A 13,639-nucleotide genomic window follows, 5' to 3' on the forward strand; every position below is an offset into this window, starting at 1 on the left:
GTCTCTGAGCGTATTGAAAATTCAGAATATATTTTGCGCAGGTCAGCGCGGTCAGAACTAAACGATTAAGGGGCGCTGTGCAGTCAATAACGACAACAGCAAGCAATCAATACGTCAGTCAGCAGGTTATCACTCAGCTGTTAGCGCGTGTGGCTGAGCGGGGCTTTAAAGCTTTGGTGCATGTTGAACTTGAAGGCGTTTATGAAACGGCGAGTGTTGCCCATTCGCTGGATTTTGCTGGGGTAAACAAGACCTTGCGTAACCTCGGTATCAATGGTGAATTGAAAACGGAATTTTGGCACCAGCAATGGGAATATGTGTCGTTGTTTAACGGGCAATCGCCACTAAAAGAAGCACAAGACTTAGCCAATGCCATGCGGCTTTTGCCGATAATTATGCGTCGCTTCGGCGCTCAAAATGTGCTGTTAAAGCCCGTCGCTTGGGCGGCTGATAAAGGAAGATATGTGCCTGGTTCAGGTGCTATTTTTTCTACGGACAAACGATCTGTGCATATTCCCAATGCCATTCAAATGAATGTGAGTGTGGCGGACGACGAAGATAATAATTTAATCCCGGACTCTACTCTTGGGGAATGGATCCAATACCACTTATTGATAAATAGCTTGGCGTGCTGTGTCCTGTTTTTACCTGAAGAGGACGCGTTTAAACGCCTGACGTTGCGCACTGAATACGGCTTAGATGCAGAATTAAGCTCACCATTTCTACTTTCAGGCGGGCACCAAGGCAGTATTGCCTTATATAAAGAGTTAGGAAAACATAATCAGCTCATGGGCCAGGAACCTTTGTTATATGGGGCAAATAACCAAGTGTTGAGTTACAGCCACAATTGGAAAAAAACAGCCCGAGTAGAGCATCGAATAGGCGCTACGAGTCATGCTTATGATCCATATTTAAATATGATCTTTATTCTACTTAACGTGTTGCAAGGAATCGAGAGCTGGCAAAACGAGAATAGCTTACCTCCAAGCTTTTCTAGCTGCGCTTTTCCAACGTCGTTAATGGATTTGCATGCTGTTGATGGGTCGATGAGGCTGGGTGCCTTGTCTTTATTCTCTCAACAAAGCTGGTTTGCACAACAAATCGACCATCACTGCCAAACGGCTTTTAGCGGGCAATTCGATTCTGTTGGTAGTTGGTTACAAGCTGAGTTTTTAGGCCGTTTTTCTGTGGCATTGACGACATAATCAAAGAAGTTGAACAATATGTATGCACAAAATTTAAAAGCACCAAACAATCCTGCACTAGGTCAGTTACCTAGGTTACATAAACCGCCCTTGCTGAGCGGCGCTAGCGTTGGGGGAAAACGCGCCGAACTAAAGCGTTATTTTCTGCAAAACTGGGCACTGTACGAATCGTTGTTCGACTTGATAAACGATGATAAAGCTTTTTATCTTCGGCCTGAGCCTCTGCGCCATCCACTGATATTCTATTATGGCCATACTGCAGTTTTTTACGTGAACAAGTTACTGCTCGGTAATTATATTCAGCAACGGGTAGATAACAACATTGAGTCTACCTGTGCCGTGGGAGTCGATGAAATGTCATGGGATGATTTGTCACCGGACAATTATCAATGGCCGACGGTGGATGCGGTGCGCGCGTACCGGAATAAAGTCAAAACCATGGTCAGTGACCTTATTGATAATATGGCACTAACACTGCCAATTTCCCAAGACTCACCCGCGTGGATAATACTGATGGGAGCTGAGCACGAAGGCATTCATATTGAAACGTCTTCGGTCATTATGCGCATGCTGGACAGTGAATATTTAACCGATAACGGCCAGTGGCCAAGTTATCCAACGTGCGCAAATGATTCGTATGAACGATTCAAGAATACTTTGAAATTGGTTCCTAGCCAGCACGTTCGATTGGGCAAACCTGTGGATAATGACACATATGGCTGGGACAACGAATATGGCATTTCGAATCTGTTGGTAGCGGATTTTCATGCCAGTGAAACGTTAGTCTCCAATCAAGAATTCATGGAATTTGTCGAAGCGGGTGGCTATGAGCATCTTGATTATTGGACGCAAGAGGGTAAAGAATGGTTGATGTATACCAAAGCAACTATGCCGCGCTTTTGGTCTACATTAAATGGCCAATACCTGCAGCGTAATCTACTCAATTATATTTCTCTGCCACTTAGTTGGCCTGTTGAAGTGAATTACCTTGAAGCCAAAGCATTTTGTAACTGGAAAACGACTCAGTTACCAGGGTTCGTGCGTTTACCCACAGAAGCGGAATGGCAAGTACTGCGGGATACGTTATCCACTGACTTGCCGCTCTGGCAAGAGGCCCCTGGAAATATAAACCTAGAGTATTATGCGTCCTCATGCCCCGTCGATGCCTTCTCTCAGGGGGCGTTTTTTGATGTCATTGGTAATGTATGGCAATGGACTGAGAGCCCGATTGATGGTTTTGATGGGTTTCAGGTACATCCTTTGTACGATGATTTTTCCACACCTACATTTGATGGAAGACACAATCTCATTAAAGGTGGCTCTTGGATTTCTACCGGCAATGAAGCAACCCGGGATTCACGATATGCATTTCGCCGTCATTTCTATCAACATGCGGGCTTTAGATATGTCCAGTCGAGTAGTGAGAGCATCCCGTTAACGCCGGTCAACCAATATGAAAACCAAACCGACATCAGTCGTATGTTACACCATCAATACGGACCGAAAAGTGCTTTGTTCGAACATGATTTACAACAAGTTTTGGCGCTTTGCCAATCCATGATTGATGATGAACTGTGCAAGCCAAATAAGGCCTTGGATATGGGGTGCGGAACAGGGCGTTTAGCGTTCGAACTTAGTCGTGTATTTACTGACGTTGACGGTATTGATTTAACTGCCCGCCATATTCAGCATTGCCTGCATTTAAAAGACCATGGTCAACTGCGCTACGCTTTGCCAACGGAAGGAGAGTTACAACAGTTTATCGAAATCAATCGTCATGAGCTGGGCTTCATACACAAGCCAGAAAACCTCAACTTTGCGCAAGGAGACGGGCATAATTTAAAACCGCAATTCAACCACTATGATCTTATTGTGGCCCACCGCATGTTGGACCAACTGTATGATCCACAAACCTTTCTGCACACCATGTTAGCGCGCTTAAATCCACGAGGTATTTTGCTGTTAACCAGCGCATACGCGTGGAATGAAGACATCACGCCTAAAAGCAAGTGGCTCGGAGGGGTTAAGATCAACGGTGAAAACCAAACAAGCGCAGCACAGCTCAAGTATATCCTGGGGCAAAGCTGTGATTTGCTCATAGAAGATGAGTTGACCAGTGACGTTCAAATAGATAATCGCACCAGTGCTCGTGCGCACAATCATTTGACTATGTGGCGAAAGCGCTAACGGATGAGCATATTTAATCAAACCAAAGCGCCGCATTGAGCGGCGTTTTTTATGATTGATACTGATACACTTTGGCACTGATTTTTATGGCACGTGAGACGATGTGCACTGGGAGAGTGAAAGTATTCAATGCCTAATAACATAATTATTGCTGGTGGCGGTATTGGTGGATTAAGTGCTGCACTAGCCCTTAAACGTAAGGGATTTACGGTGCATGTACTGGAAAAAAGTGATGCACTTGGCGAAGTCGGAGCTGGTATTCAATTGAGCCCCAATGCGATGCATGTACTAATGCAACTCGGGCTCAGTGACGCAATTTTGTCGTTAGGCTTTTTACCCCAATATGCGACTATGCGCCACTATCAAGACGGTAGCGAATACTTGCGTATGCCGTTAGGCCAAGAAGCACGACAAAAATATGCGGCCCCCTATGTTCATGTACATCGGGCAGATTTACATCGTGTTTTATACCAAGCCGCGCTTGAGCGTGGAGTGAAAATAAGCCTAAATGCGCAAGTTGAACATTATCAACATGTTGCGGGGAGTACCGGCACAGAGGTACTCATCAGGCTCCATGATGGTGGTCAATTGCGCTGTGATGTATTGGTTGGGGCCGATGGTATTCGCTCATCGGTAAAAAAATGTATGTTACCCCAGTCAGCTCTAGAATTTACCGGACATGTCGCTTGGCGCGGCACACTGAAAAGTAAAGATGTTCCCGCCAGTCTGGTTAAACCTGAGGCAAACTTGTGGATTGGCCCTGGGGCGCACTTGGTCAGTTATTACGTGCGCGGCGGCGAAGAAATAAATGTTATCGCGGTGCAAGAGCGTGAACAGTGGAACGATGAGCGCTGGAGCGTGCCGGGTGATATTAGTGAGTTGCGGCAAGCATTTTCATCTTGGCATCCAGACGTAACTCAATTACTCAACAAACTCGACAGTTGTTTTTTATGGGGATTGTTTGCCAGCCAACCCTTGGTTAGTTGGGTTGATGGTCAAGTTGCCTTGCTCGGTGACGCTTGTCATCCTATGTTGCCATTTGTGGCCCAAGGAGCAGCAATGGCAATTGAAGATGGTTTCAGTTTGGCAAATGCCCTGGAAAATGCCGAAGATATACATAATGGCTTGCTGTCATACCAATTAGCGCGCTCTGCTCGAGTGACAAAGGTACAACAGATGGCGGCAAATAATGCTGATCTTTATCATATGAAAGGCGTTAGCGCTAAGGCTAAGCTGACGATGTTAAAAGCGACGAGTCGTTTATTTCCGAGGTTGGCTTCATTGCCTATGGCATTCATTTATCATTATAATAATACTCAATAATTAATCAGTGCTTAATTGGTCAAGAACACGATGAATCTTTTGATTAATTGTATGAGGTCATCCATGACCAATCGAATGGGTTATAAAAAGTATGTCTGTACGATTAAAGGTCATTCGAGATACGTCCTTGCAGCCAATTGTTATAGCATACTTTTAATAACAATCACCAGCAAAAGACAATTGGTAATGCCAAATGTAAATAATTGGTTGACAATCGCCTGGTTAATTAGGTATTTTAGCGCAGTAGACTTGGATTGGTAAAACACTTCGGTGGGCTGTGCGGTGCTCCCTGGAGCAACTAATTGAAAGTTTACTTATTTGCTAATTTAGATATCCAGTGGAGAACGTTATGACGATGAAAGGCAAAGTAGCCATAGTGGCAGGTGGTGGACGTGATATAGGTCGCGCTTGTGCATTAGAGTTGGCAGGCCGTGGAGCAGATGTAGTTATTACATATCTCGCCAGTGAAGCTACCGCACAAAGTGCAGTTGATGAAATTCAAAAGCTTGGTGTACGTGCAGTCGCAATTAAAGCTGACTTAACTCAGCAACAAGATGTAGATGCATGTGTACAAAGTACCGTTGAGCAATTTGGCAAGGTGGACTGTTTAGTTCATGTTTCAGGTGGTTTGGTGGAGCGCGTTAAAGTCGCTGACATGAGCTTGAGTCATTTCCATAAAGTGATGGATCTGAATTTAACCTCACTCTTTATGATGACGCATGCATGCATTCCTCATATGCCTAAAGGCAGCAGTATAGTAACCTTGGCATCTCAAGCTGGTCGCGATGGCGGCGGCGGTGGTGCTGCAATTTATGCTACATCTAAGGGTGCTGTTATGACATTCACTCGTGGGTTAGCCAAGGAGCTTGGTCCTGATATTCGTGTGAACGGTGTCTGCCCAGGCATGATCAGCACAGGTTTCCACGATACCTTTACGCCAGACGCTGTGCGTACTAAAGTAGCAGGTTCAACTGCACTTCAACGTGAAGGTAACTCTGAAGAAGTCGCCAAACTAGTGGCCTTTTTAGCGTCAGATGAAGCATCTTATATGACAGGTACTAACGTTGATATTAACGGCGGTATGCTGTTCTCATAAACTAGCCACCAGCTAGACAAAAAAAGCCAACATATGTTGGCTTTTTTATTGGCTGTAATTCCTAAGTAAAGGAAGAGGCGGTGAAATGCCTTAACTTCTATCAGGCCTCTCTTAATACGTGAGACAGTGAATATAGCCCGCGAGTTTCAATAGTTTGCCTGCGGACTTCTTCTAATGCTTGAGCTTCTTTGGCTTCGAATAATGCGTTGATCAAACGATTGAAGTGTTGGTGCATGGCTGCCCGTGCTGCTTGGGTATCACGCTTTTTTAGGGCCTGATAGATAGCGGTATGTTCGTGCAGACGTTTTGAGCTACTTTGGCTACATACGCCTTTGTATGCGGTTTTAACATCTACATTGGTGTCACGTACTTGCCAGAGGTTTTCCACTGCCATTAATATGGCGTTGTTTCGTGTGGCACGAGAAATGATCATATGAAAATCACGATCAGCGTGTTCGGAGTTTTCGTCCTTCTCCATCGCGTCCAGTGTGCTTTTCAAATCCATTAATTCTTCATCGGTAATAGTGGTAGCGGCCAGCGCTGCGGCTTCACCTTCCACTAGTGCCCGGGCCTGAGTGAGTTCAAATGCACTAATATTATGCAATTGCTTCGGGGCACGTTTATTTGCTAACACATATACGCCAGACCCTGTTTTAACTTCAACTCGCTCGCGCACTTCAAGAGCAATAATAGCTTCACGAATAGTGGGGCGGCTAACATTGAAGGTTTCAGCTAACTCTCGCTCTGGGGGCAAGCGGCTACCGGGCTGATATAACCCTGACTCGATAAGCTGTTCAATTTTTTCGACTATATTCCAGAATAATCGACGACTCTTCATTTTAACTTCCCACTTTGTGTAATACCTACTACTTGCAGCTATTCTACCACAACTTCAGATTATGCAAGCCCTTTAGCATTAGGTATAGCATGTTTTAACAATAATGCAGCATACTATTAACTTTGATTATTACCAATAGGTAATTTATTGGTAATAACATATTTGTTAAATTGGTTAATATTAGTTTGACATTTAATTCAAGTATTGGTTACATTAAGCTGTCTGTATATGTAAAGCAAAGCGAAAAACGAATGATAGTAATGCTGAAGCTAAATAAAATAAGTCGTGCTCTTGATGAGTATCGGTTCAGTCGTCCACTTACACAAACCCTCTGTACCTCTACACTTGTGTGTATGTTGGCGAGCTCTTGGAGCGTTCATGCTCAAGATACTGATTTAACGACACAAAACGCAGACGTAGCAAAAATCGAAGAGAATGACGTTCAAGTCATCAAGGTTTTTAGTTTACGTGGCTCGCAAATTTGGTCACTAAGCGATAAAAAGCACAGTGGTAATCGTTGATGCAATTACGGCTGACAGGCAGGGTGGCATAAGTCACCTTGCCATACTTTCTAAAGGGCGTTTTGCACCCGCACGTGCAAAGCGCACTTATTATTTAGCCGCAACGCGGTACATGGTTAACAACATCGGTAAATATTAACTTTGTTAACAAACATTTTTACACAGGATTGAGCACTTACTTATGCGCGCGAATTTTCATTTCCTAACACGCCCCGCTCTGTTATCGCTATTATTGATTGCATGTAGCAACGCAACTGCGGCAGATTTCCTTGTCAGCGATCCGCAAGCGTATGAAAATGCGCTGAAAAAAGTTCAGCCAGGGGACAGCATCATTTTAGCTGACGGCACATGGCAGAATTTCGAGATTTTATTTAATGGCAAAGGCACTAAAGAGCAACCTATTACTTTGCGTGGTCAAACGTCTGGCAAAGTGTTTCTAACAGGCCAGTCAAACTTGCGTCTTGCCGGCGAACATTTGCTGGTCACCGGCTTAGTCTTTAAAGATGGTTACACACCGACAGGTGAAGTCATCGCCTTTCGTCGAAATAAAGAAGATGTGGCTAATTACAGTCGAATTACTGAAGTGGTTATCGACAATTTCAGCAACCCCGAAAAGTTCGAGCAAGACAGTTGGGTGATGATGTACGGTCAATATAATCGGTTTGACCACAATCACTTGGTGGGGAAACGTAATGCAGGTGTCACTATGGCTGTGCGCTTGACGACAGAAGCAAGCCAACAAAACCATCATCGCATTGATCATAACTACTTCGGACCGCGGCCTACTTTAGGCTCAAATGGCGGTGAAACGTTACGTATTGGGACTAGCCACTATTCACTTACTGACTCATTCACTAGGATTGAAAATAACTATTTCGACCGCTGTAACGGTGAAGTTGAAATCATTTCTAATAAGTCAGGTAAAAACACCATTCGCAATAACGTGTTTTTCGAATCGCGGGGTACGCTAACCCTAAGACACGGGAATGGTAACCTTGTAGAGAATAACGTGTTCTTTGGTAATGGTGTCGACCACACGGGCGGTATACGCGTAATCAATAGTGACCAAATTATTCGTAATAACTATCTGGAAGGACTGACAGGGTACCGTTTTGGTAGTGGATTAACGGTTATGAACGGCGTGCCTAATTCGAAAATCAATCGTTATCATCAAGTGAATAATGCGTTGATTGAACACAATACATTAGTGGATGTTGAACATATTCAATTTGCCGCTGGTAGTGACAAAGAACGTACGGCTACGCCTGTTAACTCGGTAATGAAAAACAACATTATTGTGAATCATCACGGCTCTGACGGCATTGACATTTTTGATGATATCAGCGGTATAGAGTTTGCAAATAATCTGTTAAATAAAGACGCAACGGCCAGTATAGATACTGGCTTTGACCAACAGACAATCACCATGACGCGGGCCGCTAACGGACTACTGTATCCTAGCGATAAAGCGCAGCAGAAACTGGGCGTTAGCCGGGACTTAACGCCCATTCGTAAAGACCAAGTGGGGGTCAGTTGGTATCCAAAAACGGAACCGGATGTGGCGTTTGATTCAGGGAAGACTATAGTCGTATCCCCTGGTGATAACACCTTGTTTGATGCGATTGCACAAGCCAAAACGGGCGATGTACTTGAGCTACAAGCTGGTGCCTACCGTGTTTCTAAGATCCTCAGCATGGATAAAACCATCACTATTCGTGCCAAGCAAAAACATACTGCGGTAATTTATCCTCTGCGCTCAACGTTATTCGAAATCAGTAACTTCGGTAATTTGACGTTAGATGGCGTACGCGTTGACGCATCAAACGCGCCCGATGCAGCAGGAAATACCCTTATTCGTACCACCCGTTTACCCATGCAACAAAACTACCGCTTAGTGATTGAAAACAGTGTTTTTGAACATTTGGACATTAATCACTCCTATCACTTTTTTGATGCGGGCAATCGCAGCTTTGCAGACTACATTAGGGTAACTAACAGTCAGTTTAGCCATATCACTGGGGATTTATTTCGCTTAAACAAAGAGCTAGATGATTTAGGGATATATAACGTCGAGTATCTGACCATAAGTGATTCAACGATAGAAGATGTTGAAGGCGCCATTGCTAAGGTCTACCGCGGCGGTACCGACGAAAGCACCTTTGGACCCCATGTTGTGCTAAGCAATAATCAATTCAATGATATCGGCAAGGGTAAACGCAATAAGTCTAATGGATCCCTTACGCTATTAGGTGTGCAGGTAACTAACATTATGAGCAATACGTTTATTAATAGCGCACCTGTGATTATCGATCATACGGTAGGGCAGCCTAAAACCTCAATCACGAATAATGTGTTTGAAGGCAGTCCTGAACCTATGATTAAGCAACTTTTTCCATTAAGTGGTGCAACTATAAAAATGACTGGAAATACCAGCCTATAAGACAGTGCTGTTGATGTGTTGAATCTCAACATAACGGTTGACTAGCATGTTGTCTGAGCTAAGCAGTGTATATCTGAGTCCGTAGTCGGTTTTTGGTCTAATAATTACGTTAGGCAAACAAGAGTATAAAAATATGAAAATGAAAAATTTGCGTTGGTGGGTGGTCACGCTAGTTGCCCTAGCAACCGTGATTAACTACATAGACCGCTCGGCACTGAGCGTACTATGGCCCGATATTGTTGAAGATCTTTTTCCAAATGAATCGGATTTCGAACGTAAACAGATATATGCAAACATATCCATGGTTTTCATTTTATCTTATGCCTTTGGTCAGGCTATTTTCGGAAAGATTTTTGACTGGGTCGGTACGCGCTTAGGTTTTGTGATTTCTATCGGTGTTTGGTCACTGGCTACGGCGGCCCATGCATTTGCTCAGGGCGTGCTTAGTTTTAGTATCTTTCGTGCAGTCTTGGGTATGGCAGAAGCCGGTAACTGGCCTGGCGCAGCTAAGAGTAATGCGGATTGGTTCCCGAGCAAAGAGCGCGCTTTAGCCCAAGGGATCTTTAATTCAGGAGCGGCCATTGGTGGCATTATTGCCATTCCACTTATCGCTTATTTAACGGTATTTTTTAACTGGCAAATGGTGTTTGTGGTAATAGGCTTGGTTGGATTGTTGTGGCTTGTTCCTTGGATTGTTTTGGTCAAGGCGCCGCCTAAGTCGCACCCTTGGATCACCGATGAGGAACGTGAATATATTTTAACCGGCCAGAGAACGCTAAACGTTGATAATAACAACGATGATGAGGAATATAATCCATCAACAGCAGAATTGCTCTCGCGTAAACAAAGCTGGGGGGTGATTATCGCTTCTGCAGCCATTGATCCTATTTGGTGGTTATTTGTTTTCTGGATCCCTATCTACCTAAACGAAGTGTACGCAATGGATGTTAAAGCGATTGGTATTTACGGTTGGGTGCCTTATGTGGGAGCCATGTTTGGCGCTTGGTTTGGTGGACTACTTGCGCAAAACCGCATCAAGGCCGGTTGGACGGTTGATAAAACCCGTAAATTAACGATTAGTCTGGGTTGTTTGATTATGTTGCCAGCGTTGTTGTCCATGGCGGATCCCGGTGGCCCTACTTCTGCTGTCATGATCATGGCGGTCATTTTATTTGGTTTTCAAACTGCGATAGGCAATGTGCAAACACTGCCCAGTGATTTATACGGTAAAAAAGCGGTAGGTACGCTCTCAGGTTTCTCCGGCATGGCGGCCAAATTAGGCGCGTTAGGATTGACAGCATTGGTGCCAATTTTGACCGCTGATGGTAACTACACCCCAGCTTTTGTTATTGGCGCATCGTTAGCGGTTATTGCCATGCTCGCGATTTGGATCCTTATTCCAAAAGTAGAGCCTTTAAAAAGCCTTAAGTAAGGTGTTATCTCAACAATATTAATGAAGTTCACTAGGTTTTATAAACGAACTATACCCAGGGTGTAATATGCAAAAAGTAGTGTTGATTGGCGAATGTATGTTGGAATTGCGTGAAGGCAAAGATGGTGTCATGCATCAGTCTTTTGCTGGTGATGCATACAATACCGCGGTCTATCAGAAGCGCGGTTTCCCAGAGCAAAACGTGTGTTTTATGAGCGCTCTTGGCAAAGATGTAGTCAGTGATAAGTTATTGCATCATTGTCAGCAGGCGTCTTTGAATAACCAGTACTTATCTCGTAAAAGTGAGCAGAACCCTGGGGTATATTTGGTTCAAACGGATGATCAAGGAGAGCGTTCGTTTTTGTATTGGCGTGAAAACTCCGCAGCCAGACAGCTAATGCGTTTTGTCGATGAAGGTGTGATTGAATCCATGTTCGACAGTGATTTAGTTTTCTTCTCGGGTATTTCATTAGCGGTCATACATCCGCAAGATCGTCCGGCATTTTGGGCGATGCTCAAACGTTTGAAAGCAAACGGTGTCACACTCGCATTCGATCCTAATTATCGGCCTCGATTATGGCGCTCGCCAAAAGAAGCACAAGAGCAATTCCATCTTGCCTACGAACTAACAGACATCTTGTTACCGGGCATTGATGATTTTTCACAGCTTTATGGGCTAACCCAGCTCAGCGAAATCCTAGAATTCTGCCAACCTTATGATATTCATGAATTAGTCATAAAAAATGGTGCTAACAGCGTGTATTGCCAATTAGGCAGTAATCTTATTCATCTACCTATAGCGCCTGTTGAAAATGTAGTCGATACCACATCTGCAGGGGACTCATTTAATGGTGTTTACCTGGGGGCTCGGCTTGCGGGTAAAGAGATAGAACACGCGGTTAGTCTTGCCTCCAAGGCAGCTGCCATTGTTATTCAGTACCCAGGTGCGATCACGCCCGAAGCAGAGTTTAAGCAACGTCTCAATCAATAGAAGTTGACATTCATCACTGCAATTAATGAAAGTTTACGTTTCTATAACGTTTTTTACATATTCTATATAACTAATTTGAATTACTAACTTGCACTTTAGCAGTGCATAGTTCGTGCACTGTTGTGAGTCAAATTGTAACAAAACTTGGAGGGCCTATGCCTACTATTGCATTTCCAGCTGAAGTGAAAGCTGGCGAAAAGCGCTGTGCGCTTTTGCCCGTTAACGTAAAGGCATACAAATTATTGGGCGCAGATGTGCTCATTGAATCTGGTTTAGGCCAGCACATTCATGTCTCTGATGAGGATTTTATCGCCGCGGGCGCAACTGTGGCTCCGGATCGTAGCGCGTTGTTAACACAAGGTGACATCATATTAAGCTTACATAAGCTGGCAGGTGATGATGTGGCACACGTCAAACAAGACGCTTTGATTGTCAGTTACCTCGATCCCTTCAACGAACCTAGTTTTGTAGACACATTGTGTAGCAAAGGCGTTACCAGTATCAGTATGGAAATGATCCCACGTATCAGCCGTTGTCAAAAAATGGATGCCTTGAGCTCCCAAGCAAGTCTGGCTGGGTATGTGATGGTCATGCAAGCGGTTAATACCTTACCGAACGTATTGCCAATGATGATGACGCCCGCAGGCACATTGAAGCCGGCAAAAGTATTTATCATTGGCGCAGGGGTAGCTGGTTTACAAGCCATAGCCACCGCTAAGCGCTTAGGGGCAAGTGTAACTGCATTCGACACTCGGACCGTTGTAGCCGAGCAAGTTCGTTCATTAGGGGCGAAGTTTCTCGATATAAATTTAGGGGAAACTGGCGAAACAGGCCAAGGTTACGCTCAAGCGTTGACGCCCGAGCAAATGCAAATTCAACAGCGCGAGCAAGCAAAATGCATTGCGGATTCAGACATAGTGATTACCACAGCTCAGCTGTTTGGTCGCAAGCCTCCTGTATTGATTAATCAAGAGACCATCGCTTTGATGCGTCCGGGCAGTGTGATTGTGGATATGGCTGCTGAAACCGGTGGTAATGTGCAAGGTAGTGTCTCAGGGGAAACGGTAAGCATTCACGGCGTGAATGTTATCGGGACTGGAGCATGGGCGAATGGCGTAGCAAAACATGCTACTCAAATGTACGCCAGTAACTTGTATAACCTGATCAGCGAATTTTGGTCCAAAGACGATAATCGTTTTGCATTAAATATTGAAGATGAGGTGCAGTCTGGCTGCATCATTACCCATCAAGGCAAAGTGGTGAACGCTATGATAAGTGACTTCTATGCCTCACAGAAACAAACTACTAAAGACGGGGCCGCGTAATGGAAGGCATTTATTTATTGTTTATTTTATTGTTGTCGATTTTTGTTGGTTTTGAACTCATTCAAAAAGTGCCCGCAACATTGCATACACCGTTAATGTCTGGGGCGAATGCTATTTCAGGTATCACTGTGGTTGGCGCATTGGCGCTGGCAGGTGATGAGACCTTGGGCGAATACACAATGTATTTGGGGGCATTCGCAGTATTTTTGGCCACCATCAATGTTGTTGGTGGCTACTTGGTTACCGATAGAATGTTAGCCATGTTCAAGAAAAAGAAGTAG

Annotated in this window: 11 protein-coding genes; 10 read left to right on the top strand and 1 reads right to left on the bottom strand. The window is 44.4% G+C overall.

The features are described 5' to 3' along the window. The first annotated feature begins 77 nt into the window (after positions 1–77). The 4 genes from GPLA_RS20595 (at position 78) to GPLA_RS20610 (ending at position 5,811) form a co-directional block, all read left to right on the top strand. Positions 78–1,205 (top strand): hypothetical protein, encoded by a 1,128-nt coding sequence (locus GPLA_RS20595; protein WP_007106947.1) that lies wholly within the window; start codon positions 78–80, stop codon positions 1,203–1,205. Between the two features lie 18 nt (positions 1,206–1,223). After that, positions 1,224–3,392 carry a 5-histidylcysteine sulfoxide synthase gene (gene ovoA / locus GPLA_RS20600; RefSeq protein ID WP_007106948.1) on the top strand — a complete coding sequence of 723 codons (2,169 nt, stop codon included), beginning with the start codon at positions 1,224–1,226 and terminating at the stop codon, positions 3,390–3,392. A gap of 129 nt (positions 3,393–3,521) precedes the next feature. Then, a complete protein-coding gene (locus GPLA_RS20605) occupies positions 3,522–4,715 on the top strand; it encodes an FAD-dependent monooxygenase (protein WP_007106949.1) in 1,194 nt (397 codons plus the stop codon). Positions 4,716–5,064: 349 nt separating this feature from the next. Next, entirely contained in the window at positions 5,065–5,811 is a 747-nt protein-coding gene (locus GPLA_RS20610; RefSeq protein ID WP_007106950.1) for an SDR family NAD(P)-dependent oxidoreductase, read from the top strand. Positions 5,812–5,911: 100 nt separating this feature from the next. Here GPLA_RS20610 and GPLA_RS20615 read toward each other — a convergent pair whose 3' ends face one another. After that, a complete protein-coding gene (locus tag GPLA_RS20615) occupies positions 5,912–6,649 on the bottom strand; it encodes a FadR/GntR family transcriptional regulator (RefSeq protein ID WP_007106951.1) in 738 nt (245 codons plus the stop codon). 260 nt (positions 6,650–6,909) lie between these two features. Here GPLA_RS20615 and GPLA_RS20620 point away from each other — a divergent pair, with 260 nt between their 5' ends. The 6 genes from GPLA_RS20620 to GPLA_RS20645 all read left to right on the top strand — a co-directional run bounded on the left by GPLA_RS20620 (position 6,910) and on the right by GPLA_RS20645 (position 13,639). Further along, positions 6,910–7,170, top strand: coding sequence for a hypothetical protein (locus GPLA_RS20620; RefSeq protein WP_153810602.1), 261 nt, complete (start codon positions 6,910–6,912; stop codon positions 7,168–7,170). A 181-nt stretch (positions 7,171–7,351) separates the two neighbouring features. Next, positions 7,352–9,610, top strand: a complete 2,259-nt coding sequence (locus tag GPLA_RS20625; protein ID WP_007106953.1) for a polysaccharide lyase 6 family protein — start codon at positions 7,352–7,354, stop codon at positions 9,608–9,610. A gap of 133 nt (positions 9,611–9,743) precedes the next feature. Further along, positions 9,744–11,042, top strand: coding sequence for an MFS transporter (locus GPLA_RS20630; RefSeq protein ID WP_007106954.1), 1,299 nt, complete (start codon positions 9,744–9,746; stop codon positions 11,040–11,042). 67 nt (positions 11,043–11,109) lie between these two features. Next, a complete protein-coding gene (locus tag GPLA_RS20635; protein WP_007106955.1) occupies positions 11,110–12,033 on the top strand; it encodes a sugar kinase in 924 nt (307 codons plus the stop codon). A 155-nt stretch (positions 12,034–12,188) separates the two neighbouring features. After that, the gene (locus GPLA_RS20640; protein ID WP_007106956.1) at positions 12,189–13,358 is read left to right on the top strand and encodes an NAD(P) transhydrogenase subunit alpha; all 1,170 of its coding nucleotides are present in this window, start codon (positions 12,189–12,191) and stop codon (positions 13,356–13,358) included. Next, a complete protein-coding gene (locus GPLA_RS20645) occupies positions 13,358–13,639 on the top strand; it encodes an NAD(P) transhydrogenase subunit alpha (RefSeq protein ID WP_007106957.1) in 282 nt (93 codons plus the stop codon). The genes GPLA_RS20640 and GPLA_RS20645 overlap by 1 nt, the downstream gene beginning before the upstream one ends.

The sequence above is a fragment of the Paraglaciecola polaris LMG 21857 genome, assembly GCF_000315055.1.
GTDB lineage: Bacteria > Pseudomonadota > Gammaproteobacteria > Enterobacterales > Alteromonadaceae > Paraglaciecola > Paraglaciecola polaris.

Bases quoted from the DNA above. Each gene is read 5' to 3' on its own strand.
- ovoA (WP_007106948.1), top strand. From the start codon at position 1,224: ATGTATGCACAAAATTTAAAAGCACCAAACAATCCTGCACTAGGTCAG.
- GPLA_RS20605 (WP_007106949.1), top strand. From the start codon at position 3,522: ATGCCTAATAACATAATTATTGCTGGTGGCGGTATTGGTGGATTAAGT.
- GPLA_RS20610 (WP_007106950.1), top strand. From the start codon at position 5,065: ATGACGATGAAAGGCAAAGTAGCCATAGTGGCAGGTGGTGGACGTGAT.
- GPLA_RS20615 (WP_007106951.1), bottom strand. From the start codon at position 6,649: ATGAAGAGTCGTCGATTATTCTGGAATATAGTCGAAAAAATTGAACAG.
- GPLA_RS20620 (WP_153810602.1), top strand. From the start codon at position 6,910: ATGCTGAAGCTAAATAAAATAAGTCGTGCTCTTGATGAGTATCGGTTC.
- GPLA_RS20625 (WP_007106953.1), top strand. From the start codon at position 7,352: ATGCGCGCGAATTTTCATTTCCTAACACGCCCCGCTCTGTTATCGCTA.
- GPLA_RS20630 (WP_007106954.1), top strand. From the start codon at position 9,744: ATGAAAATGAAAAATTTGCGTTGGTGGGTGGTCACGCTAGTTGCCCTA.
- GPLA_RS20635 (WP_007106955.1), top strand. From the start codon at position 11,110: ATGCAAAAAGTAGTGTTGATTGGCGAATGTATGTTGGAATTGCGTGAA.
- GPLA_RS20640 (WP_007106956.1), top strand. From the start codon at position 12,189: ATGCCTACTATTGCATTTCCAGCTGAAGTGAAAGCTGGCGAAAAGCGC.
- GPLA_RS20645 (WP_007106957.1), top strand. From the start codon at position 13,358: ATGGAAGGCATTTATTTATTGTTTATTTTATTGTTGTCGATTTTTGTT.